The 24,231-nt window shown below is 69.0% G+C and carries 18 protein-coding genes; 11 read left to right on the top strand and 7 right to left on the bottom strand.

All coding sequences use genetic code 11. The features are described from left to right. Positions 1 to 314: 314 nt before the first annotated feature. Positions 315 to 1,652 carry an MATE family efflux transporter gene (locus IEY91_RS13490; RefSeq protein ID WP_164323003.1) on the top strand — a complete coding sequence of 446 codons (1,338 nt, stop codon included), beginning with the start codon at positions 315 to 317 and terminating at the stop codon, positions 1,650 to 1,652. A gap of 95 nt (positions 1,653 to 1,747) precedes the next feature. Here IEY91_RS13490 and rplI read toward each other — a convergent pair whose 3' ends face one another. From rplI to rpsF, 4 genes are all read right to left on the bottom strand, one after another. Next, complete coding sequence (rplI, locus tag IEY91_RS13485; protein ID WP_189174103.1) at positions 1,748 to 2,194, bottom strand: 50S ribosomal protein L9; 447 nt, start codon at positions 2,192 to 2,194, stop codon at positions 1,748 to 1,750. 18 nt (positions 2,195 to 2,212) lie between these two features. Further along, positions 2,213 to 2,449, bottom strand: coding sequence for a 30S ribosomal protein S18 (rpsR, locus tag IEY91_RS13480; RefSeq protein ID WP_003949403.1), 237 nt, complete (start codon positions 2,447 to 2,449; stop codon positions 2,213 to 2,215). A 72-nt stretch (positions 2,450 to 2,521) separates the two neighbouring features. Beyond that, positions 2,522 to 3,127 carry a single-stranded DNA-binding protein gene (locus IEY91_RS13475; RefSeq protein WP_164322999.1) on the bottom strand — a complete coding sequence of 202 codons (606 nt, stop codon included), beginning with the start codon at positions 3,125 to 3,127 and terminating at the stop codon, positions 2,522 to 2,524. Between the two features lie 104 nt (positions 3,128 to 3,231). Next, the gene (rpsF, locus tag IEY91_RS13470) at positions 3,232 to 3,522 is read right to left on the bottom strand and encodes a 30S ribosomal protein S6 (protein WP_016644628.1); all 291 of its coding nucleotides are present in this window, start codon (positions 3,520 to 3,522) and stop codon (positions 3,232 to 3,234) included. A 265-nt stretch (positions 3,523 to 3,787) separates the two neighbouring features. Between rpsF and IEY91_RS13465 the strand changes: the two genes are divergently transcribed. The 3 genes from IEY91_RS13465 (at position 3,788) to IEY91_RS13455 (ending at position 6,510) form a co-directional block, all read left to right on the top strand. Next, a complete protein-coding gene (locus IEY91_RS13465; protein WP_164322997.1) occupies positions 3,788 to 4,099 on the top strand; it encodes a hypothetical protein in 312 nt (103 codons plus the stop codon). A gap of 170 nt (positions 4,100 to 4,269) precedes the next feature. Further along, positions 4,270 to 5,391: a lipid II:glycine glycyltransferase FemX gene (locus tag IEY91_RS13460; RefSeq protein WP_164322995.1), complete on the top strand. Its 1,122-nt coding sequence runs from the start codon at positions 4,270 to 4,272 to the stop codon at positions 5,389 to 5,391. 87 nt (positions 5,392 to 5,478) lie between these two features. Further along, positions 5,479 to 6,510: an alanine racemase gene (locus tag IEY91_RS13455; RefSeq protein WP_164322993.1), complete on the top strand. Its 1,032-nt coding sequence runs from the start codon at positions 5,479 to 5,481 to the stop codon at positions 6,508 to 6,510. Positions 6,511 to 6,611: 101 nt separating this feature from the next. On the opposite strand, the gene IEY91_RS13450 is transcribed toward IEY91_RS13455, so the two are convergent. Both IEY91_RS13450 and IEY91_RS13445 read right to left on the bottom strand, forming a co-directional pair. Then, positions 6,612 to 8,192, bottom strand: a complete 1,581-nt coding sequence (locus IEY91_RS13450; protein ID WP_373287937.1) for a glycosyltransferase family 87 protein — start codon at positions 8,190 to 8,192, stop codon at positions 6,612 to 6,614. Positions 8,193 to 8,326: 134 nt separating this feature from the next. Further along, entirely contained in the window at positions 8,327 to 11,041 is a 2,715-nt protein-coding gene (locus IEY91_RS13445; protein ID WP_189174102.1) for a transglycosylase domain-containing protein, read from the bottom strand. 375 nt (positions 11,042 to 11,416) lie between these two features. On the opposite strand from IEY91_RS13445, the gene IEY91_RS13440 reads away from it, so the two are divergent. The 4 genes from IEY91_RS13440 to IEY91_RS13425 all read left to right on the top strand — a co-directional run bounded on the left by IEY91_RS13440 (position 11,417) and on the right by IEY91_RS13425 (position 15,281). Continuing rightward, a complete protein-coding gene (locus IEY91_RS13440; protein WP_164322989.1) occupies positions 11,417 to 12,103 on the top strand; it encodes a PadR family transcriptional regulator in 687 nt (228 codons plus the stop codon). Positions 12,104 to 12,162: 59 nt separating this feature from the next. After that, entirely contained in the window at positions 12,163 to 13,245 is a 1,083-nt protein-coding gene (locus IEY91_RS13435; protein ID WP_164322987.1) for an inositol-3-phosphate synthase, read from the top strand. A 127-nt stretch (positions 13,246 to 13,372) separates the two neighbouring features. Continuing rightward, positions 13,373 to 14,629 (top strand): MFS transporter, encoded by a 1,257-nt coding sequence (locus IEY91_RS13430; protein WP_189174101.1) that lies wholly within the window; start codon positions 13,373 to 13,375, stop codon positions 14,627 to 14,629. A 304-nt stretch (positions 14,630 to 14,933) separates the two neighbouring features. Continuing rightward, positions 14,934 to 15,281, top strand: a complete 348-nt coding sequence (locus tag IEY91_RS13425; RefSeq protein ID WP_306309895.1) for an LppU/SCO3897 family protein — start codon at positions 14,934 to 14,936, stop codon at positions 15,279 to 15,281. A 116-nt stretch (positions 15,282 to 15,397) separates the two neighbouring features. On the opposite strand, the gene IEY91_RS13420 is transcribed toward IEY91_RS13425, so the two are convergent. Then, entirely contained in the window at positions 15,398 to 16,867 is a 1,470-nt protein-coding gene (locus tag IEY91_RS13420) for a CCA tRNA nucleotidyltransferase (RefSeq protein ID WP_189174100.1), read from the bottom strand. 227 nt (positions 16,868 to 17,094) lie between these two features. Between IEY91_RS13420 and IEY91_RS13415 the strand changes: the two genes are divergently transcribed. The 3 genes from IEY91_RS13415 (at position 17,095) to IEY91_RS13405 (ending at position 24,204) form a co-directional block, all read left to right on the top strand. Further along, on the top strand, positions 17,095 to 19,557 hold the full coding sequence (locus tag IEY91_RS13415; RefSeq protein ID WP_189174099.1) for a DUF6049 family protein: 2,463 nt from the start codon (positions 17,095 to 17,097) through the stop codon (positions 19,555 to 19,557). A 47-nt stretch (positions 19,558 to 19,604) separates the two neighbouring features. Continuing rightward, complete coding sequence (murJ, locus tag IEY91_RS13410) at positions 19,605 to 22,373, top strand: murein biosynthesis integral membrane protein MurJ (protein ID WP_189174098.1); 2,769 nt, start codon at positions 19,605 to 19,607, stop codon at positions 22,371 to 22,373. A gap of 118 nt (positions 22,374 to 22,491) precedes the next feature. After that, positions 22,492 to 24,204, top strand: coding sequence for a protein kinase family protein (locus IEY91_RS13405; RefSeq protein ID WP_189174097.1), 1,713 nt, complete (start codon positions 22,492 to 22,494; stop codon positions 24,202 to 24,204). Positions 24,205 to 24,231 lie beyond the last annotated feature (27 nt).

Genomic DNA, 24,231 nt, shown 5'->3' with positions numbered 1-24,231 from the left:
ACCACGGTAGGCCCGCGGGCACCGTCAGCCAATCTGGTTATCCACAGGCGGTGTGGATGACGGGCGCGATGCTGTGGAGAACCCCGCGAAACCTGTGCACGGCTCGGTGGACAGCCCTGTGAACAAGCCCTCAGCCCACTTTCCGCACCCCACCTGACCTGCGTCTTTCCCGTCCACCGGCTGTGCAGAAGAAAAACTTTCCCAGTCGGCCCAAGATCTCGGCGAACCGCACCCTGCCGGATGCGCACACCCGACCCAAGTAAGGGTCCTAAGGCAGTTGTATCTCTTACCTGTGGAAGATTAGATTGGCGCTCATGACACAGGCTCCCGCGGCGCCCAAGGCCGCCCGGCGTCGGCACGACCGAGAGATCGTCGCCCTCGCCGTTCCCGCCTTCGGCGCACTCGTGGCCGAGCCCCTCTTCCTCATGGCTGACAGCGCCATCGTCGGCCACCTCGGCACCGCGCAGCTCGCCGGTCTCGGCATCGCCTCGGCTCTCCTGACGACGGCCGTCAGCATCTTCGTCTTCCTCGCGTACGCCACCACGGCCGCCGTCGCCCGCCGTGTCGGCGCCGGAGATCTCCAAGCCGCCATCCGCCAGGGCATGGACGGCATCTGGCTCGCCCTGCTCCTCGGCGCCGCCGTCATCGCCGTCGCCCTGCCCACCGCGCCCGCACTCGTCGACCTGTTCGGCGCCTCCGATTCGGCGGCCCCTTACGCGGTCACCTACCTGCGTATATCCATCCTCGGCATACCGGCGATGCTCGTCGTGCTCGCCGCCACCGGTGTGCTGCGCGGCCTCCAGGACACCAAGACTCCGCTGTACGTCGCCGTCGGCGGGTTCGTCGCCAACGGCGCACTGAACGTCCTCCTCGTGTACGGCTTCGGCTTCGGCATCGCCGGTTCCGCCTGGGGCACCGTCCTGGCCCAGTGCGGCATGGCGGCCATCTACCTCTACGTCGTCGTCCGCGGCGCCAAGCGGCACGGTGCCTCCCTGCGCCCCGACGCCGCCGGCATAAGGGCCTGCGCCCAGGCCGGTGTCCCGCTCCTGGCCCGTACGCTCGCGCTCCGGGCCATCGCGCTGATCGCGACGGCCGTGGCCGCCCGCCTGGGCGACGCCGACGTGGCCGCCCACCAGATCGTCCTGTCCCTGTGGAGCCTGCTCTCCTTCGCCCTCGACGCCATCGCGATAGCCGGGCAGGCCATCATCGCCCGCTACCTGGGCGCCAATGATCCACAAGGCGCCCGCGACGTCTGCCGCCGCATGATCCAGTGGGGCTTCGTCTCGGGCGCCGCCCTGGGACTGCTTGTCGTCGCGGCCCGACCCGTGTTCGTCCCGCTGTTCTCCGGTGACGCCGCCGTCCAGGACGCGGCGCTGCCCGCCCTCATGGTGGTGGCCCTCGCCCAGCCCATCTGCGGCATCGTCTACGTCCTCGACGGCGTCCTGATGGGCGCGGGGGACGGCCCCTATCTGGCCTGGGCCATGCTGGCCACGCTCGCGGTGTTCGCGCCCGCGGCACTCCTCGTACCCAGCCTCGGCGGTGGTCTGACCGCCCTGTGGGTCGCGATGACCCTCATGATGACGGTGCGCGCGCTGACCTTGTGGCTGCGGTCGCGTTCGGGCCGCTGGGTCGTCACGGGCGCCACGCGCTGACGTTTCGGTCGCTGTGTTTCACGTGAAACACAGCAAAGGGGCCGCACCCGTAGGTGCGGCCCCTTCACTCAGTCCTGCGAGCGCATTGCTGCGACTCAGGCAGAGACGACCTCGACGTTGACCTTCGCGGCCACCTCGGGGTGCAGACGCACGGACGTCGCGTGGGCGCCCAGCGTCTTGATCGGCGAGCCGAGCTCGACACGACGCTTGTCGATCTTCGGGCCACCAGCAGCCTCGATCGCCGAAGCGACGTCAGCCGGGGTGACGGAGCCGAAGAGACGACCGGCGTCGCCGGAGCGGACGGCCAGGCGGACCTTGACGGCCTCGAGCTGGGCCTTGATCTCGTTGGCCTGCTCGATGGTCGCGATCTCGTGGATCTTGCGAGCACGACGGATCTGCGCGACGTCCTTCTCGCCACCCTTGGTCCAGCGGATAGCGAACTTCCGCGGGATCAGGTAGTTGCGGGCGTAGCCGTCCTTGACGTCTACGACCTCGCCGGCGGCACCGAGGCCGGAGACCTCGTGGGTGAGGATGATCTTCATGTTTCGGTCACCCTTCCCTTATCGCGCGGTGGACGTGTAGGGCAGCAGCGCCATCTCACGGCTGTTCTTCACGGCCGTGGCGACGTCACGCTGGTGCTGCGTGCAGTTGCCGGTCACGCGGCGGGCACGGATCTTGCCGCGGTCGGAAATGAACTTCCGCAGCATGTTCGTGTCCTTGTAGTCCACGTACGTGACCTTGTCCTTGCAGAAAGCGCAGACCTTCTTCTTAGGCTTGCGCACAGGCGGCTTCGCCATGGTGTTTCTCCTGTGTGATCAAGAAGTGTGGGTACGACCCGCCTTCTTGCCCTGAGGCCTTCGGCCCGAGGCTTAGAAGGGGGGTTCGTCCGAGTAGCCGCCACCGGAGCCGCCGGAGCTTCCGCCCCAGCCGCCACCGCCGCCGCCCTGCTGCTGGCTGCCGCCGCCGGCAGGCGCACTGGTCGCCCAGGGGTCGTCGGCGGGAGCACCGCCGCCGCCACCCTGCTGCTGACCGCCGCCGGAGCCACCGCCCCAGCCGCCGCCCTGCTGGCCGCCGCCACCGCCGCCGCCGTATCCACCCTGACCGCCGCGACCCGTGGTCTTGGTGACCTTGGCCGTGGCGTTCTTCAGGCTGGCGCCGACTTCCTCGACGTCCAGCTCGTAGACCGTGCGCTTGATGCCCTCACGGTCCTCGTAGGACCGCTGCTTCAGCCGGCCCTGCACGATGACGCGCATGCCTCGCTGGAGCGACTCGGCGACGTTCTCCGCCGCCTGACGCCAGACCGAGCAGGTCAGGAACAGGCTCTCGCCGTCCTTCCACTCATTGGTCTGCCGGTCGAAGGTGCGGGGAGTGGACGCGACACGGAACTTCGCGACCGCCGCACCGGACGGGGTGAAGCGCAGCTCGGGGTCGTCGACAAGATTGCCGACGACCGTGATGACGGTCTCGCCTGCCATTGGGGGAACCTCTCGGCGGGTTTGCTGCTGGCTGCTTTTACTGCTGCTACTCGGATCCCGAGTGCCGTCGAGCGCTAGGGCTCAACGGGCCTGAGCCGGAAGGCTCAGTGCATCTCGGGGCGGAGGACCTTGGTCCGGAGGACCGACTCGTTCAGGTTCATCTGGCGGTCGAGCTCCTTGACGACTGCAGGCTCGGCCTGCAGGTCGATGACCGAGTAGATGCCCTCGGGCTTCTTCTTGATCTCGTACGAGAGACGACGACGGCCCCAGGTGTCGACCTTCTCGACCTTTCCGTTGCCCTCACGGACGACGGAGAGGAAGTTCTCGATCAGCGGGGAGACAGCGCGCTCCTCGAGATCGGGGTCGAGGATGACCATCACTTCGTAGTGACGCATGTGGAACCCACCTCCTTTGGACTCAGCGGCCACGGTCGTTCCGTGGCAGGAGGGTCGTGATGCGTACGCAACGGTATCGGCCGCCACTGACAATCGGCTCCCGCGAGCGGGGGCTCTTGCTGTGGCCTGGGCAGACACCGGTGCAGACGGTACACAGTACCCGCACCGAGGCTTCCGGTTGAAATCCGGCGGTGGGCGGGCAGAATCTGTACACATCGGGTGTGTATGGCGCTACGATGCGCTGCCTTCCGCAGGAGGTGCCTCCATGGCACAGACAATGCGACGCAACACCGTCGGCTCTCTCTTCGCCACCGACGGCAAACCCCATCCGCTCCAGGACACGCTGCTCGGTGTGACGCTGGCCCTCGGAGCCATCGCCTTCGTGACGGCGATGTTCCACAACCTGCATCTGCTCAGTTCCTGGACCGGTCTCGTCGGGATCTTCACGGGGGCGTACGGCCAGTTCATCTCGGTGACGACCCGCGAGCGCTCCTTCCTGATCGTCGGGCTCGGCGCCTCGGCGGTCGGCTTCTTCCTGGGCATGGCCCACGGCGGGCTCTTCGGCGGGCTCTGGTGACCTTGCCGCGGACCTGCCGCTGACGGACCCGCACCGCCCCTGGTCAGAGCATGGCCGGGGGCGAAGGTTCGATACGCCCAGACGGGGCGCTCGCAGGGCGCAGTAGGCTTCGGCGCGAGAGCCGGAGCCCCTGTACCCATGGGGACACACCAGCCCGAGGAGCGCCGCGAATGAGCCTGACCCTGAGGACCATCAGCCGAGAGCAACATCTGGCGTACATCCAGAGCCTGCCGTCGGCTAGCCATTGCCAGGTCCCCGCATGGGCAGACGTGAAGAGTGAATGGCGTTCGGAGAACCTGGGCTGGTTCGACGACAGGACCGGCCAGTTGGTGGGCGTGGGCCTGGTGCTCTACCGCCAGTTGCCGAAGGTCAAGCGCTATCTCGCGTATCTGCCCGAGGGCCCGGTCATCAACTGGTACGCCCCGAACCTGGACGAGTGGCTCCAGCCGATGCTGGCGCACCTGAAGAAGCAGGGCGCCTTCTCCGTGAAGATGGGCCCGCCGGTCGTCATCCGCCGCTGGAACTCGGCCGCGATCAAGTCCGGCATCCAGAACCCGGACGTGAAGCGGCTGCGCGACGTCGAGGCGACGACCATCGAACCGCGCGCCTTCGAGGTCTCGGACAAGCTGCGCCGCATGGGCTGGCAGCAGGGCGAGGACGGCGGCGCCGGCTTCGGAGACGTGCAGCCCCGCTATGTGTTCCAGGTGCCGCTGGCCAACCGCGCCCTGGACGACGTACTCAAGAACTTCAACCAGCTCTGGCGCCGCAACATCAAGAAGGCCGAGAAGGCCGGCGTCGAGGTCGTCCAGGGCGGCTATCAGGACCTCGCCGAATGGCAGCGCCTCTACGAGATCACCGCGATCCGCGACAAGTTCCGCCCGCGGCCGCTGGGTTACTTCCAGCAGATGTGGCAGACCCTCAACACCGAGGATCCCAACCGCATGCGGCTGTACTTCGCGCGGCACAACGGCGTGAACCTTTCGGCGGCGACGATGCTCGTCGTCGGCGGGCACGTCTGGTACTCCTACGGCGCTTCCGACAACATCGGTCGTGAGGTCCGGCCCTCGAACGCCATGCAGTGGCGGATGCTGCGCGACGCCTACGCGCTCGGCGCGTCCGTCTACGACCTGCGGGGCATCTCCGACTCGCTCGACGAGACGGACCACCTCTTCGGCCTGATCCAGTTCAAGGTCGGCACCGGCGGCGAGGCCGTGGAATACGTCGGTGAGTGGGACTTCCCGCTGAACAAGCTGCTGCACAAGGCCCTCGACATCTACATGTCGCGCCGCTGATCCACCGCAGCTTCCGTCCGCATCACCTTCCACTCCTTCCACACCTCTGCCACACCGCAGACACCAGAAAGGTTCCGGGATCCAGCCATGGCGCTCACGCTCTATGTCGACACCGCGCGCTGGCGGGCACATCAGAAGCACATGCTGGAGCAGTTCCCGGGCATCGTCCCGGTCTGCAAGGGCAACGGCTATGGCTTCGGTCACGAGCGGCTCGCGGAGGAGGCCACGCGATTCGGCTCCGACGTACTCGCCGTCGGCACAACCTACGAAGCCGCCCGGATCAAGGACTGGTTCAGCGGTGACCTGCTGGTCCTGACGCCGTTCCGGCGAGGCGAAGAGCCCGTGCCGCTGCCCGACCGCGTCATCCGCTCCGTGTCGTCGCTCGACGGCGTGCACGGTCTCGTGGGCGCCCGCGTCGTCATCGAGGTCATGTCCTCGATGAAGCGGCACGGCATCAGCGAGCAGGACCTGCCGCATCTGCACGCCGCCATCGAGGACGTACGCCTCGAAGGCTTCGCGATCCACCTGCCCCTGGACCGCACCGACGGCTCGGACGCCGTCGAGGAGGTCATCGGCTGGATGGACCGGCTGCGCGCGGCCCGCCTGCCCCTGCACACGATGTTCGTCAGCCACCTGAAGGCCGGCGAACTCGTCCGCCTCCAACAGCAGTTCCCGCAGACCCGCTTCCGGGCGCGCATCGGTACGAAGCTCTGGCTGGGCGACCACGACGCGACCGAGTACCGGGGTGCCATCCTGGACGTCACTCAGGTCGCGAAGGGGGACCGCTTCGGCTACCGGCAGCAGAAGACCGCGTCCGACGGCTGGCTGGTCGTCGTCGCGGGCGGCACCTCGCACGGCGTCGGCCTGGAGGCGCCGAAGGCGCTGCACGGCATGATGCCGCGGGCGAAGGGCGTGGCCCGCGCGGGCCTCGCGACCGTCAACCGCAACCTGTCGCCGTTCGTCTGGGGCGGCAAGCAGCGCTGGTTCGCCGAGCCGCCGCACATGCAGGTCTCGCTGCTCTTCGTCCCCTCGGACGCGCCGGAGCCGAAGGTCGGCGAGGAACTGGTGGCCCACCTGCGGCACACGACCACGCAGTTCGACCGGATCGTCGACCGCTGAGCAAAGCCCCACCAGGCGATACGCTCGCGACAGCGCGGTAGAACGTTGAAGGGCCGGTACGCGCCACGTGCGCGTACCGGCCCTTCAACTTGCTCCCCGCCTCAGCGGGCCGGAGGCTGTTCGCTCAGAGCGAAACCATCGCTCGCCGCCCCCCATGACACATACGTACCGGATCCCTCCTGCACGGCTGCTCTCCGCGGCGGATGGGCCGCGGGCCCGAGCACGAAGACGTCCGCCGCACCGTCCAGAACCCCGCCGGAGGGATCGTCCTCCCCGGTCTTTCGCACCACGTCCCGCTCCGGCATGAGGATGTCGCGTACGACCACGGCGCACAGGTACAGCGTCCCCAACAGGTGCACGCCGATGGCCAGTTGATAGCCCTCGGTGGGCAGCCCCTTGTGCGCGTCCCCGCTCGTCGTGAACGCGAGGTACATCCAGATCCCCAGGAAGTACGCGACCTCGCACGCCTGCCAGATGAGGAAGTCCCGCCAGCGCGGCCGGGCCAGCGCGGCGAGCGGAATCAGCCACAGCACGTACTGCGGCGAGTAGACCTTGTTGGTGAGGACGAAGGCGGCGACCACCAGGAAGGCCAGCTGCGCGAACCGCGGGCGACGTGGCGCGGTGAGGCCCAGCGCGGCCACGCCAAGGCAGCACAGCAGCATCAGCGCGGTCGCGAGGTGGTTCACCGTGTCCGTGGTGAGGGGGTCGTCCATGCGCTGGGAGAGGATCAGCCAGAACGAGCCGAAGTCGACACCGCGTTCCTGGCTGAACGTATAGAACTTCGCCCAGCCCTCCCGGATGTGGAAGCCCGCCGCGTCGTGGCTGATCATCACCGGCAGGTTCACCACCAGCCAGGCACCCAGCGCGGCCGCGGCGGACACCCAGAAGGCCCGCCAGCGCCCCGCGCGCCAGCACAGCACGAGCAGCGGCCCGAGGAGCAGCGCCGGATAGAGCTTCGCGGCGGCCGCGAGCCCGATGAGGAGGCCGGCGGCGAGCGGCCTCTCACGCGACCACATCAGCATCGCCAGGGCCGTGAGGGCCACGGCGAACAGGTCCCAGTTGATGGTGGCCGTCAGCGCGAAGGCGGGGGCGAGGGCGACGAGCAGGGCGTCCCAGGGGCGGCGGCGGTGGATGCGGGCCACACAGACGGCGATGACGACGGTGCAGACCATCAGCATCCCGGCGTTGACCATCCAGTAGAACTTCTCCTGGTGCTGGATGCTCCCGCCGTTCGGCGTCAGCCAGGCGGCCACCTGCATGAACGCTCCGGTCAGCACCGGGTACTCGAGGTACTCCATGCCGACGTTGTCGGGCAGCCGGTCGAAGTACGGCAGAAGCCCGTCGGCGAAGCCGCGCCCCTGGTAGAGGTGGGGGATGTCGGAGTAGCAGGCGTGTGTGTACTGCGAGCTCGCTCCGACGAACCAGCCGCCGTTGTAGCAGGGCATCTTCTGCACCATGCCGAGTGCGAACATCCCGATGGCGACCAGTGCGATGACGCGTACGGGAGTCAGCCGGGTCGTCATCAGCAGGGCTCTGCGACCGATCGGTCCGCCGATCAGCTCACTGCCGGCCGCGGCGACCTCGTCCTGCTTCGTGGGGAGCACAGACTGCGGGGCCTCTTCGGTTGCTGACTGATGCGCGCGTGTGGGGGGCATCTTCTCTGCGCTGGGCATGGCGCACATCCTGCCGTACGGGTCTGAGAAGTCCCGCGAACGTGCCCGAGAACACGGCAAGGCCGCCGCACCCTTACTGGATGCGGCGGCCTTGTTTCACGTGAAACACGTCGTTTCACGTGAAACGTCACGCGGAGCGTGGGTCAACCGGTCGGACCGGCGAAGAGCCCTCCACCGTTGTCGTTGCCGTTGTTGCCGCCGTTGCCGTTGCCGCCGTTCGGCTGGCCGGTGGGTGGTGGTGAGGTGCCACCGGGGTCACCGTTGGCACCACCGTCATCGCCACCACCGTCTGCCGCACCACCGTTGTCCTCGCACCTCGGGTCCCAGTCATTGCACGTCTCGGTCGGGTCCGGAGTCTCCGACGGCGACGGCGAGGAGGAGGACTCGGTCTCGGACGGGGTCGGCGACGGGGAGTCGCTCGGCTCGGGCTCTTCGGTCGGCGTCGGGGAGGGCGGCGGAGTGTCTCCGACGACCTCTCCGATCGGCCCCGGCGCCGGGAACGGCACGGCGCGCTTCCCCTTGAGCGCCTCTTCCATGTAGTCCTGCCAGATCCGCGCGGGGAACGAAGCTCCGTGGATCTTCTTCTCACCGCCCGTGCCGAACATCTCCAGGAACTCGCGCTTCTTGTTGTTCTCGTCGTCGTCGAGCCGGTACATGCTGATCGCCGTCGACAGCTGCGGCGTGTACCCGACGAACCAGGCGGACTTGTTGCCGTCGGTCGTACCGGTCTTGCCCGCCACCTGACGGCCGGGGAGCTTGGCCGAGGTGCCGGTGCCCTTTTCCACGACGGTCCGCAGGACGTCGGTGACGTTGTTCGCCACCGTCGGGGTGAAGGGGCTCTTGGTCTCAACATCCTGGGTGAAGACCGTCTCGCCCTCCTTCTCGACCTCCTTGACCGAGTACGGGTCACGCTGCTTGCCGCTGGCGGCGAACGTGGCGTACGCACCGGCCATTCGGATCGCGCTCGGCGACGAGGTGCCCAGGGAGAAGGACGGGTAGGTGGCGCCTGCCATGGACTTGTCGTCCTTGAGGCCGGCATCCATCGCCGCCCGCTTCACCTTGTCCAGCCCGACGTCCATGCCGAGCTGGACGTAGGCCGAGTTGACCGACTCCCGCATCGCCTCGCGGAGATCGATGTCGTAGGTCGGCGGGTTGTACGACTGGTTGCCGTCGTTGGTCTGCAACCACTCCTTGCCGTCCTTGTCCTGCCAGACCGTGTCGTTGTAGTTCTTGATCTTGAGCTTGTTCTTGCCGCTGTACAGACTCTTCGGGTCGACCACGGTGCGCTCACCGTCAGGCTGCACCTCACCGCCGGTCTTGGAGCGGATGCCGTTCTTGAAGGCCGCCGCCAGAACGAAGGGCTTGTACGTCGAGCCGACCTGGGCGCCGGTCGTGTCCGCGTTGTTGGTGAAGTGCTTCGTCGCGTCCTCACCGCCGTAGATGGCCTCGATCGCGCCGGTCTTCGGGTTGACGGAGGCACCACCGAACTGGACGTGTGTGTCCTTGTCCGGGCGCACATCCGGCTTGATCTTCGCCTTGCGGACCTTCTTCACCGCGTCTTCGAGCTGCTTGACCTTCTTCTTGTCGAAGGTCGTGTGGATCTCGTAGCCGCCTCGTTCCAGCTGACTGGCTGTGATCCTGCCGTCACTGTTGTTGATGACGTACGCCTTGGCGAGCGACACCAGATAGCCGATCTGGCCGCTCAGCTTGACGTTGGAGCGCGGGCTCTGCAGCTTCGGGAACTTGGTGTACTTGGCGCGGACCTCGGCGCTCAGACTGCCGTCCTTGACCTCTTCGTCGAGGATCCACTTCCAGCGCTTCTCGGCCCGCTCCCGGTTGGCCTTCGGGCTGGCCGCGGGATCGATCTCGGCGTAGCCGGCCGGGTCGTAGTACGTGGCGCCCTTCAGGACGGTCGCGAGGAGAGCACACTGGCTCGGGTTCAGGTCTTCCGCGTCCTCAGCGAAGTAGGCGCGTGCGGCGGCCTGGATGCCGTAGGCGTTGCGGCCGTAGTAGGCGGTGTTCAGATAGCCCGCCATGATCTCTTCCTTGCTCACCTCCCGGCCGACCTTTATGGAGATGAACAGTTCCTTGAACTTACGGGAGACCGTCTGCGACTGGTCGTCGAGGCGGGCGTTCTTCACGTACTGCTGCGTGATGGTCGAGCCGCCCTGGGTCTGACCACCCTTCGCCATGTTGACCACGGCGCGGGCGATGCCCATCGGGTCGACGCCCTTGTCCTTGTTGAAGGTCTTGTTCTCGGCCGAGATGACGGCGTTGCGCATGGCCCTCGGGATGTCCGCGTACTTGATGATCTGGCGGTTGGTCTCACCACCCGTCGCGACCATCTGCGAGCCGTCGGCCCAGTAGTAGACGTTGTTCTGTGCCTTGGCCGCCTCGGCGACCTTCGGGACCTCGACGAGGGCGTACGCGATGCCCGCGACCGCCATCAGGCTGCCGAGGAACCCGATGAACAGGCCGGTGATGAGGCGCCACGACGGGATCCACCGCTTCGGCCCGACCTTGCCCGCGCGCGGGTAGTCGATGAAGCGCTTCTTTGCGGGCTCGTGGACACGCCCTCTGCCGCGCCCCCGCCCAGCGGTCTCCACCGCCCTGCGGCGGCCACCAGTGCCGCTGCCGACGGAGCCGTTGCGGGCGGCGCGCCGGGCCTCGGCGCGGCCCCCATAGGGTCGCTCCTCACCCTCGGCGGCGCCGGGCGCGTGCGACGGAGGCGCCGGCGGCGATCCGGTGGCGCCACGCGGTGCTGCGCGACGGCCCGACGGCGCGCCGGATGCGCCACGCCTGGCCGCGGCGCGTCCGCCGCCCTGCGGCTGCGGCGGTTTGCGACGGTGCTCGCTCATCGAACGACTACTCCTCGGGCAGGCGCGGGTCTCCGCGCCTGGAAACGGCGGCTGGTTTCCGGTCCCCCCGATGTACGGATGCGCCCGTTCCGGCACTCATCCGCACTGCACCGGGGACGACGACGCCCCCTCGCGTCACTTGGTTCCCGGCGGTATGCATGGCGCACAGACTACGCACCGTCAAAACCCTCGTAGGCCTGAAGTTCACCCCAAAACAGGCAAGTTACTTCCTACGAATCGGTGATGTGATGCCGTTCACCGTGCCCCCTCTTGTCCCAGGCGTGACCTCGTTCTATCGTCGTGATGTATCGAGCCGATACATCAGCTCGGCATAAAGGGCCGCGGCCGACAGACCGGGACAGACAGGAGGCGACGATGAGCAGACGCTCCGGCATCCTCGAGTTCGCCGTGCTCGGTCTGCTTCGCGAGTCCCCGATGCACGGCTATGAGCTGCGCAAGCGGCTCAACACCTCACTGGGTGTGTTCCGCGCCTTCAGCTACGGGTCGCTGTACCCGTGCCTCAAGACGCTGGTCGCGAACGGCTGGTTGATCGAGGAGTCGGGCACCGCCACCGCAGAGACCCTGGCAGCTCCCCTCGCGGGACGCCGCGCCAAGATCGTCTACCGGTTGACGGCGGAAGGTAAGGAACACTTCGAGGAACTGCTCTCGCAGACCGGCCCCGATGCGTACGAGGACGAGCACTTCGCCGCCCGCTTCGCCTTCTTCGGGCAGACCTCGCGAGACGTGCGGATGCGGGTGCTCGAGGGCCGCCGCAGCCGCCTGGAGGAGCGCCTCGAGAAGATGCGCGCTTCCCTGGCCCGCACCCGGGAGCGCCTCGACGACTACACGCTTGAGCTGCAGCGGCACGGGATGGAATCCGTGGAGCGCGAAGTGCGCTGGCTGAACGAGCTCATCGAGAGCGAGCGCCAGGGACGCGACCAGCAACGGTCCGCACCCGAAGGCCCCGCTCAGCAGAACAGCACATCTGGGGAGTCGGGCGTCCTGCCCCGGCGGCGGGGCAGCACCCCGCCGCCGGATGCGTCCGACGACACCACCAAGTGAAGCTCCGCATTCCGCGGGGTTTCATCCGGAATACCGAGATCACACAGGGAGCAACCGGAATGGGTTCGGTTCGCGTAGCCATCGTCGGCGTGGGCAACTGCGCCGCCTCGCTGGTCCAGGGCGTCGAGTACTACAAGGACGCCGACCCGGACGCCAAGGTCCCGGGCCTGATGCACGTCCAGTTCGGCGACTACCACGTCGGTGACGTCGAGTTCGTCGCCGCGTTCGACGTCGACGCGAAGAAGGTCGGCCTCGACCTCGCGGACGCCATCGGTGCCAGCGAGAACAACACCATCAAGATCTGCGACGTGCCGAACTCCGGCGTCCAGGTCCAGCGTGGTCACACCCTCGACGGCCTGGGCCTGTACTACCGCCAGACCATCGAGGAGTCCACCGAGGCCCCGGTCGACGTCGTCCAGATCCTCAAGGACCGCCAGGTCGACGTCCTCGTCTGCTACCTGCCCGTCGGTTCCGAGGACGCGGCGAAGTTCTACGCCCAGTGCGCCATCGACGCCAAGGTCGCCTTCGTCAACGCCCTCCCGGTCTTCATCGCCGGTACGAAGGAGTGGGCGGACAAGTTCACCGAGGCCGGCGTGCCGATCGTCGGTGACGACATCAAGTCCCAGGTCGGCGCCACCATCACGCACCGCGTCATGGCGAAGCTGTTCGAGGACCGCGGTGTCCGTCTCGAGCGCACCATGCAGCTGAACGTCGGCGGCAACATGGACTTCAAGAACATGCTGGAGCGCGACCGCCTCGAGTCGAAGAAGATCTCGAAGACGCAGGCCGTCACCTCGCAGATCCCCGACCGCGAGCTGGGCGAGAAGAACGTCCACATCGGCCCGTCGGACTACGTCGCGTGGCTCGACGACCGCAAGTGGGCGTACGTCCGCCTCGAGGGCCGCGCCTTCGGCGACGTCCCGCTGAACCTGGAGTACAAGCTCGAGGTCTGGGACTCCCCGAACTCCGCGGGTGTCATCATCGACGCCCTGCGCGCCGCGAAGATCGCCAAGGACCGCGGCATCGGCGGCCCGATCCTGTCGGCGTCCTCGTACTTCATGAAGTCCCCGCCGGTGCAGTACTTCGACGACGAGGCCTACAACAACGTCGAGAAGTTCATCAAGGGCGAGGTCGAGCGCTGAGTCGCCGTCCACCCGGCCGTCCGCTCAGCCGCCAGCTCGGCGGCTGAGTCGGCCGCTTCGTTCGGCAGTTGAGGGTCCCCGGGTCGTACGCACTCGGGGACCCTGCTCGTATGTGAGGCTGTGCCCCATGGCTGTCGTCGGTGACCTGCGCGTTCTGCTGCGGCTGCGGGACTTCCGGCGCCTGCTCGCCGTGCGGGTCGTGTCCCAGGGCGCGGACGGCGTCTACCAGGTGGCGCTCGCCACGTACGTCGTCTTCTCGCCGGAGAAGGAGACCTCCCCTGCGGCCATCGCCTCCGCGATGGCGGTGCTGCTCCTTCCCTACTCCCTCGTCGGCCCGTTCGCGGGCGTCCTGCTCGACCGCTGGCGCCGCCGCCAGGTCCTCCTTTACGGCAATGTTCTGCGGGCCGCGCTCGCCTCCGTGACGGCCGTCCTGATGCTCAGCGGATCGCCCGACTGGCTCTTCTTCGCCTCCGCACTGTGCGTCACCGCCGTCAACCGCTTCGTCCTGGCCGGACTCTCGGCGGCACTGCCACGCGTCGTGGACGCCGACCGGCTGGTCATCGCCAACTCCCTTTCCCCGACCGCCGGAACGCTCGCGGCCACCGCGGGCGGCGGGCTCGCCTTCGCGGTACGCATCGTGGCGGCGGACTCGGACGCGGCGGTCGTCCTCCTGGGGGCCGCGCTCTACCTGTGCTCGGCGCTCGCCTCCCTGCGCATGTCCCGTGAACTCCTCGGACCCGAGCCGGAGTTGGTGCAGCCACGCCTGGGGACAGCGCTCACGGGAACCGCACGCGGTCTCCTCGCGGGCGTACACCACCTCGCCGAGCGCCGGCCGGCCGCGCACGCGCTGATCTCGATGACGCTGATGCGGTTCTGCTTCGGCGCGCTCACGGTCATGGTCCTGATGCTGTGCCGGTACGCCTGGGCGTCGACGGAGGACGACGGGCTCGCGCTGCTCGGGATCGCCGTGGGGATCTCCGGTGCGGGGTTCTTCGCGGCCGCCGTGATGACGCCATGGGCAGCCGGGCGCTTCGGGCCGCACGGCTGGCTCACGATCTGCGCGGGGGCCGCGGCCGTTCTCGAACCCGCCCTGGGGCTGCCCTTCGCGCCGGCGCCGATGCTCGTCGCCGCCTTCGTCCTGGGGCTCGTCACCCAGGGCGCGAAGATCGCCACGGACACGGTCGTCCAAGCAGCCGTGGACGACGGCTTCCGCGGCCGGATCTTCTCTCTGTACGACGTGTTGTTCAATGTCGCGTTTGTCGGCGCCGCAGGGGTGGCGGCCCTGATGCTGCCCCCTGACGGCAAGTCCGTCCCGCTGGTGGTCACGGTGGCGTTCATCTACGCGGCGATTGCTGTGGCTATGGCCAGGTTTGACGACCAGTAAGTGTCACATCAATGCCACAGAGCCCTTTCTGGCTTCAGTCCGCGCACAGGAGCCCGATAGCTTACGGGGGTCATTTCGCGCCATCGCGCAACCAACCCGCAAGCCTTGTGCTCTCTTCTAGGGGGATCCCCGTGTCCACTCCGCCGCCCCAGGGTCAGAACCCGTTCGCCCAGGGCCAGCAGCCCTACGGTCAGCAGCCTCAGGGCGGTGCGCCGTATGGCCAGCCCCAGGGTGGGGGCGACCCGTACAGCCAGGCTCCGGGCCAGCCGTACCGCCGCAGCCGGGTGCTCCGCAGCAGCCGGGCGTGCCGTTCTACCAGGGCGGCCCGGACGCTACTGCGCCGCGCAAGAGCAAGAAGAAGCTGATATTCGTCATCGTGGGCGTTGCGGTTGCCGCCGCGATCGGTGCGGCGGTGTGGGCGGGCCAGGATGAGGCGGCCGCCGCCGAGGTCGGTGACTGCATGAGCATCGGCAACCCGGCCAGTACCACTGACCCTGACCTCAAGATCGTGGACTGCGGCGACAAGGACGCCAAGTACAAGGTCGCGGAGAAGAAGGACAGCGGGACCTGCGACATCAAGAAGTACGCCACCTACCGGGAGACCGGCGGCGGCGACGACTTCACGCTCTGCCTGGAGCCTTACAAGCCGTAAGACCAAGGACGCGCACGCACCGAGGGGCGATGTTTCACGTGAAACATCGCCCCTCGGCATAGACGTTGGGGCGCTGTGTTTCACGTGAAACACAGCGCCCCAACGCGTTGTCCGCTCTACGCCTCCTGCGTGGCCCACCACTCCTTGAGCGCCGCCACCGCCGCGTCCCGCTCCATCGGCCCGTTCTCCAGGCGCAGTTCCAGCAGGAACTTGTACGCCTTGCCGATCGCCGGGCCCGGGCCCACGTCCAGAATCTCCATGATCTCGTTGCCGTCGAGGTCGGGGCGGATGGAGTCCAGCTCCTCCTGCTCCTGGAGGCGGGCGATGCGCTCCTCCAGGCCGTCGTAGGCACGCGAGAGCGCGGTGGCCTTGCGCTTGTTGCGGGTCGTGCAGTCGGAGCGGGTCAGCTCGTGCAGGCGGTCGAGCAGGGGGCCGGCGTCGCGTACGTAGCGACGTACCGCCGAGTCCGTCCACTCGCCCGTGCCGTACCCGTGGAAGCGCAGGTGCAGCTCGACCAGGCGCGAGACGTCCTTGATCAACTCATTCGAGTACTTAAGGGCCGTCATGCGCTTCTTGGTCATCTTCGCGCCCACCACCTCGTGGTGGTGGAAGGAGACCCGCCCGTCGTTCTCGAAGCGGCGCGTCTTCGGCTTGCCGATGTCGTGCAGCAGCGCGGCGAGGCGCAGCGTCAGGTCTGGGCCGTCCGTCTCCAAGGCCATCGCCTGCTCGAGGACGATCAGGGTGTGGTCGTAGACGTCCTTGTGCCGGTGGTGCTCGTCGCGCTCCAGACGCAGCGCCGGGAGCTCGGGCAGAACGTGGTCGGCCAGGCCGGTGTCGACGAGCAGCGCGAGGCCCTTGGCCGGGTGCGGGGACAGGATCAGCTTGTTCAGCTCATCCCGGACGCGCTCGGCGGAAACGATCTCGATGCGGCCGGCCATCGCCTTCATCGCGGCGACGACCTCCGGAGCCACCTCGAAGTCGAGCTGCGCGGCGAAGCGCGCGGCACGCATCATCCGCAGCGGGTCGTCCGAGAACGACTCCTCGGGGGTGCCGGGCGTCCGCAGGACCCGCTCCGCCAGGTCGTCGAGGCCGCTGTGCGGGTCGATGAACTCCTTCTCCGGGAGCGCCACGGCCATCGCGTTCACGGTGAAGTCGCGGCGGACGAGGTCCTCCTCGATCGAGTCGCCGTACGACACCTCGGGCTTGCGCGAGGTCCTGTCGTACGCCTCCGATCGATATGTCGTCACCTCGACCTGGAAGCGCTGCTCGGCGCCGTCCACACGGGCGTCCTTCTGGCAGCCCACCGTGCCGAAGGCGATCCCGACCTCCCACACCGCGTCCGCCCACGGTCGGACGATCTTCAGTACGTCCTCGGGGCGGGCGTCCGTCGTGAAGTCCAGGTCGTTGCCGAGCCGGCCCAGGAGCGCGTCCCGGACCGAGCCGCCGACCAGGGCGAGGGAGAACCCGGCCTCCTGGAAACGGCGGGCGAGGTCGTCCGCGACAGGGGAGACGCGCAGCAGCTCGCTCACGGCGCGCTGCTGCGCCTGGCTCAGGGCACGGGGATTGTCTTCGTTGGCGTTCGGCACAACAGAAAAGGGTACGTGCCCGGGCCGCGCGCGGCCGCCCGGATTTCCGCGGCGCGCGTCAGCGCCGTTCACCGCGCTCACCACGGCCCTCGCCGCCGCGACGGCCAGTTGTTGCGATCTTGTGGAGCGGACCGCGGCACTTAGCCCCCGCGCACCTCGTTACCATGCGTGGACGCAGCGAACGACAACCACCGACACACCTGACGACGACGAGGGACGGGCAACGCGTGGCCGAGGCGGCAGATTTCCCGGGGACCAGCCCCTCACCTGCCCGCCGGTGGCTCCGGCGCACAGCGACACTGCTGGCCGGGGCTCCCCTGCTGGCCGGTCTGCTTCATGTGCCCGCGAGCCCGTCCGCGTACGCGGCATCCTCGGAAGTGACGGCGAACACGTCGAGCGCCACGAGTGCCGGCACGAGCAGCGGTGTCACAAGCGCCCAGACGGCCGCCACGCGCCCGAAAGCCGCCGCCACCGGCTCCCGCACCGTGAATGTCTCCCTGAACTCGCTCACGCCCGCGGCGCCGCGCGAGGGCGACACCGTCACCGTCTCGGGCACGGTCACCAACGACGGCAGCCAGACGGTCACCGACGCCCAGGTGGGCCTGCGCATCGGCGCCGTTCCCCTCGGCGGCCGCACGGAGATCGACAGCGCGTCGAAGCGCACCGCATACCAGCTGGGTGCCGACGGCAATGAGGTCGGCGGGAAGTACGTCCAGAAGGTCTCCCGGCTCGCCCCGGGCGTCCGCCACGACTTCAGCATCTCCGTGCCCGTAAGCGCCCTGAACCTCGGCGTGGACGGGGTCTACCAGCTCGGCGTCACGCTCACCGGCCAGACCTCGGCCCAGCCCTTCCCCCAGGTGCTCGGCATCGAGCGGACCTTCCTGCCGTGGCAGGACGGGGCCGCCGAGACAAAGACCAAGACGACCTACCTGTGGCCGCTCATCTCCGCCACGCACCTCACCGCGAGGATGCGCTCGGACGCGCAGCAGACTCCACTCTTCAAGGACGAGGGTCTGGCCAAGGAGCTCCAGCCGGGCGGCCGTCTGCAACAGCTCCTGACACTCGGCAGCCAGCTCGACGTGACCTGGGTCGTCGACCCGGACCTGCTGGTCTCGGTCGAGGCGATGACAACGAGCTACGACGTCGAGGGCCCCGACGGCACAACCGTCGCGGGCAGGTACCAGGCCGTCGCGAAGCAGTGGCTCAACCAGCTCCAGCAGGCCGTGGAGGGCAAGAAGGTCGTCGCGCTGCCCTTCGCGGACCCCGATCTCGCCTCGCTCGCCCACACCGGCAAGACGGTCACCGGTTCGCTCGGCCACCTCAAGGAAGCCACCCAAGTCGGCGCCGACGCCGTGGACGACATCCTCCAGGTCAAGCCGAACTCCGACTTCGCCTGGCCGGCGGAGGGCGCGATCGACCCGTCGGTCGTCGACGTCGCCACCTCGGCGGGCGCCCACGCGGTGATCGCCCGCAGCGACAGCCTGCGCGAGACGGGCGGGCTGCCGTACACACCCAGCGCGGCGCGTCCCATCGGCGGCGGCACGACCGCCGTGGTCGCCGACGCCCGCCTGTCCACCGCGTTCCGAGGCGACATGACGGGCGCCGAGGACTCCACGCTCGCCGTGCAGGAGTTCCTGGCCCAGAGCCTCATGATCACGCTGCAGGATCCCGCCAAGCAGCGCAGCATCGTGGTCGCGCCGCAGCGCATGCCGTCCGCCAGCCAGGCCCAGTCGATGGCCAGGGCGCTGACTGCCCTCGACGACAAGCGCTGGTCGCAGCCGCAGGACCTGGCGGCCGCCGCGAAGGCCAAGCCGGACCCGAACGCCACCACGCAGGTCCCGTCAGCGGGCGCCTACCCGGCGTCCCTGCGCAAGCAGGAGCTGCCCCGCTCGGCGTTCAAGGAGATCCAGGACACCCAGGGCAAGCTCGACCGCTTCCAGGAGATCCTCTCCGCGCCGGAGCGCGTCATCACCCCCTTCGGGCGGGCGATGGACCGCGGAATGGCCACGTCGTGGCGCGGCCGCACGGCGGAGGCAAGCACCTTCCGCAAGGGCGTCCAGGCCTATCTGACCAGCCTCACCGAACAGGTGAAGTTGATCAACAAGTCCGACGTGAAGCTTTCGGGGCGCAGCGCGACCATCCCGGTCACGGTGCAGAACAACCTGGTCCAGGGCGTCGACCACCTCGTCCTGCGCCTGACGTCGACCAACCCCACCCGCCTGAAGGTCGGCGACGGGCTGTACGAGGAACAGCCGGTCAAGATCACGGGCGGCGGTCACACGCAGTCCGTGAAGTTCACCACCACCGCCAACGCCAACGGCCCGGTCACGGTCTCCGCCCAGCTCTACACCGAGGACGGACAGCCCTACGGCGCCCCCGTCCGCTTCGACGTCAACGTCACCGAGTTCACCGCAACGGTGATGCTGGTCATCGGCGGCGGCGTCCTGCTCCTCGTCCTCGCCGGGTTCCGCATGTACACCCAGCGCAAGCGCGCGGCGCAGCAGCGGGCGGAGGCAGGCCCGGACGGCGGCCCCGACGGAGGCCCCGACGGGGATTCCGACGCCACCCCCGGCCCCGCTCCCGACACCGACCCCGGCGGGAGCGATCCCGAGCAGCCGAGTGACCCGACACCGGACACCGCTCCCGAAAGCACCGAGCCGTCGCACCCGGGTGAGAGAGTGGACCGTTGAGCGATGTCGTGGCCGGTGGGCCCGGGGACCATGAGGTGGGGTAAACCATGAACGCGCCGTACGACGGTGAGCGCGGCGAGGGCACGGGCAGCTCCGGCGCAGCCGGAGGCCCTCCTCCCGGCACGCCTGAGGACGGGCAGGTTCCGCCGCAGCACGCGCCGGACGCCTACCTCCAGGACGCGTACGCCCAGGACCCCTACCGAGCCCAGGACCTCTCGGCCCAGGACCCGGTCGCCGAGGCGCTCTACGACCGCGCGGCGCACCCCCCGCCGCCCCCCGGCAGCTACCCGGACCCGCAGCAGCTCTACGCCCAGCCGCCTTCGTCCCAGTACCAACCGGACCCCCGCGTCTGGGCCCAGACCCCGCCCCCGGAGCCGGAGGGCCCGACCCGGCACCTTCCGTACGGCGACGACCCGCGCACGACGCAGTACGTGGGCGTGGACGACCTCGTCACCCAGGCCGGCGAGGAGCGTCACCAGCCGGACGCCTTCGCGCACCTCTTCCGCGACCAGCAGGGCAGCGGCTACCAGGACCCGCGGGCGGCCGACTACGGCAACCAGCGGCCCGCCGACCCACGCGCACAGCAGGCATCCGGCTACGAGGGCCAGCAGCACGGCGGCTACCAGGGCCAGCAGCCCCAGGGCTACCAGGGCCAGCACCCCGCCCAGGGCGCCGGGCACCAGGGCCAGCAGGCCTCCGGCTACCAGGGACAGCCCACCGCCGGATACCAGGACCAGCAGGGCGGCGGCGCGTACCCCTACCAGCAGCAGCCCGGCCAGGCGGCCTACGCGGACCCACAGCACCCTGGTGCCGGTTACGCGGGCCAGCAGGGCTCGGGTTACGCCGCCCAGCAGCAGCCGGGCGCCACGTACCAGAACCAGCAGCAGCCCGGCGCCGCGTATCCCGACCAGCAGCACGGCACGCCGTACGCCTACCCTCAGAACGAAGGCGGCTACGGCGCCCAGCAGAACGCCCAGTACGCACAGCACGGCACCCCGTACGCCGCGCAACAAGGCGGCGGCTACTACCAGGACCCCAATCAGTACCCGGACCCGAACCAGGGCGGTTACTACCAGGACCCGCAGTACGACGGTGAGCGCCCGCCGGCCGAGCCGGAGACCGCGGCCGTCCCCGCGCCCGCCAAGGCGCCCACGCCCGCCCCCGCGGCGCCCGCGGGGAAGTCCGGCGGCCGCGCGGCCAGCCTGCTGAAGTCGAGCGCGGTGATGGCCGCGGGCACGATGGTGTCCCGCCTCACCGGCTTCGTCCGCTCGGCGATGATCGTCTCGGCCCTCGGCATCGGCCTCCTCGGCGACACCTTCCAGGTGGCCTACCAACTGCCGACGATGATCTACATCCTCACCGTCGGCGGCGGCCTCAACTCGGTCTTCGTGCCGCAGCTCGTGCGCGCCCAGAAGAACGACGCGGACGGCGGCCAGGCGTACGCCAACCGGCTTCTGACGCTGGTCATGGTGGCGCTGGGCATGCTCACCGTGATCGGTTGGCTGGCGGCGCCGCTGCTGGTCCACGCGCTCTCCACGCCGGTCGCCAGCGACCCGGCGGCCAACGAGGTCGCCATCACCTTCGTCCGCTACTTCCTGCCCTCGATCTTCTTCATGGGCGTCCACGTCGTGATGGGGCAGATCCTCAACGCGCGCGGCAAGTTCGGCGCGATGATGTGGACCCCGGTCCTCAACAACATCGTCATCATCGCGACGCTCGGCATGTTCCTGTGGGTGTACGGCACCTCCGAGAAGTCGGGGATGCGGGTCACGTCGATCCCCGACGACGGCGTGCGCCTGCTCGGCATCGGCGTCCTGCTCGGGCTCGTCGTCCAGTCGCTCGCGATGATCCCCTACCTGCGCGAGACCGGCTTCAAGCTGCGCCTGCGCTTCGACTGGAAGGGCCAGGGCCTCGGCAAGGCCGCCATGCTGGCCAAGTGGACGATGCTCTTCGTCCTGGCCAACCAGGCGGGCGCGATCGTCGTGACCCAGCTCGGCACCGCGGCGGTCAAGCACTCCGGCATGGACGGCACGGGCTTCTCCGCCTACGCCAACGCCCAGCTCATCTGGGGCCTCCCGCAGGCCATCATCACGGTCTCCCTGATGGCCGCCCTGCTGCCGAGGCTGTCCCGCTCGGCCCACGAGGGCGACACCGGGGCCGTCCGCGACGACATCTCGCAGGGCCTGCGGACCTCGGCGGTCGCGATCGTGCCGATCGCCTTCAGCTTCCTCGCGCTCGGCATCCCGATGTGCACGCTGATCTTCGGCTCGTCCGGCGTCAACGGCGCGACGCGCATGGGCTACATGCTGATGGCCTTCGGCCTCGGCCTGATCCCGTACTCGGTGCAGTACGTCGTCCTCCGCGCCTTCTACGCGTACGAGGACACCCGCACCCCCTTCTACAACACGGTCATTGTGGCCGCTTTCAACGCCGCCGCCTCCGGGGTCTGCTACCTGGTGCTGCCCGCCCGCTGGGCCGTGGCGGGGATGGCTCTCTCGTACGGCGCCGCCTACGCGATCGGTGTGGGCGTCGCCTGGCACCGGCTGCGCAAGCGGCTGGGGGGCGACCTGGACGGCGCGAACGTGATCCGTACGTACGCCCGCCTCGCGCTCGCGTCCGTGCCCGGGGCGATTCTCGGCGCCGGGACCGGGTACGCGATCACGAAGGCGCTCGGTCAGGGAGTCATCGGCTCGCTGGCCGCGCTGGTCGTCGGCTGTGCGGTGCTCTTCGGGGTCTTCTTCGTGGCCGCGCGGCGCATGCGGATCCAGGAGCTGAACTCGCTGGTCGGTATGGTGCGCGGACGACTGGGGCGCTGATGTGAAGGAGTTCGCACAACCATCGTCGGCCACCGCGTGTCGTGCATAGCGCCGGACTGTGGGCACAATTGGCTTTGGCGTCTGACGAAGCGCAACGGATGGGGAGGCAGGAACGACGGTGGCGGAACGGAGCACGGCTGCCGTCGACGTGGCAGACAACAGCGGCGACAAGCCGCTGACCGCGCAGGCGGAGCAGTCCACGGCCGACGGCGTGGCCCAGACCCGGGAGCGGGACACGGCGGACGACGGCGCAACAGAGACGAATGAGACCACCAGTCCTCCCGGGGCGACCACGCCCCCGGAACTGCACAGCGGCCACAAACTCGCCAGACGCTATCGCCTCGAAGAGTGCGTCACCCGTCTGGACGGTTTCAGTAGCTGGCGTGCGGTGGACGAGAAACTGCGCCGGGCGGTGGGTGTGCACCTGCTGCCCGCCGACCATCCTCGCGCCCGCTCGGTACTCGCCGCGGCCCGCTCCGCGGCGCTGCTCGGCGACCCTCGCTTCGTCCAGGTCCTGGACGCGGTCGAGGAGAACGACCTTGTCTACGTCGTCCACGAGTGGCTTCCCGACGCCACGGAACTGACCGCGCTGTTCGCGGCCGGACCCCTCGAGGCCCACGACGCCTACCAGCTCGTCAGCCAGGTCAGCCAGGCCATGGCCGCGGCACACCGCGAAGGCCTCGCGCATCTGCGGCTGGCCCCGAGCGCCGTCCTGCGCACCTCGTCGGGCCAGTACCGCATCCGCGGCCTCGCCGTGAACGCGGCACTGCGCGGGATCAGCACCGAGACCCCCCAGCGCGCCGACACCGAGGCCATCGGTGCCCTGCTGTACGCCTCGCTGACCCAGCGCTGGCCGTACGACAGCGACGCGTACGGCCTGTCCGGGCTGCCCAAGGGCGTCGGTCTGCTCCCGCCGGACCAGGTCCGGGCCGGCGTGCACCGAGGCCTGTCCGAGCTCGCCATGCGCGCGCTCGTCAACGACGGCGCGACGGCGTCCCGCCAGGAGCCCGCGTGCACGACACCGGACGACCTGGTGAAGGCCGTCGCCGAGATGCCCCGCATCCGGCCGCCGGAGCCCGCCTTCACGGCTCCGCCGGAGTACCAGCGCACGACCTACCAGCAGGGCAACTACGGTCGCGGCTCGCAGGCTCCCGGGGCCACCCAGCCCGTGCCGACACCGCCGCCCCCGCTGCAGAGCCGCACCGGCAGGGCCCTCAAGTGGGCCGTGTCCGCCCTGCTCATCGCCGCACTCGGCCTGGGCAGCTGGCAGCTCGCGGACGCGCTGATGGACCAGAACAAGAACGGTGACTCCGGCACGTCCAAGACGACGGACGGCGACGACAAGAAGCAGCCGAAGCCGCCGAAGCCGATCGCGATCGAGGACGCGCAGGAGTCTCTGCTCGGCGGCAAGGCGCAGGACCCTGAGAACGTCTCGAAGACGTACGACGGCGACACCTCCACGCTCTGGCGCACCAAGTCGTACGTGGCCGGTCCCCGGCTGGCCCCGTACCGCCCGGGCGTCGGCATCGTCTACGACCTCGGCTCCGCGAAGAACGTCACGGTTGCGTCGCTCGCCCTCAAGTACCCGGGCTCCAGCACGAAGGCGGCCCTGTACGCCACCGACTCGATGTCGCCGTCCGGGCCGGTCAGCTCGATGAAGAAGATCGGTGACGGCACGACCTCGGACACGAGCCTCAACATCAAAGCCAACAAGCCGGTCAAGACGCAGTACGTGCTGCTCTGGATGACGCACGTGCCGGAGTCCGGTACGGACGGCTACTACGGCGCGGGCTTCAAGCAGGGCATCACGGACGTGAAGTTCAAGGGCTGACCGGGCCGGCGGACGCTGAGAGGCGAG

It is taken from the genome of Streptomyces lasiicapitis (genome assembly GCF_014646335.1).
Taxonomy (GTDB): Bacteria; Actinomycetota; Actinomycetes; order Streptomycetales; family Streptomycetaceae; genus Streptomyces; species Streptomyces lasiicapitis.
Note: the sequence above shows the minus strand (reverse complement) of the source record. Positions and strands in the feature narration are given on the sequence as shown.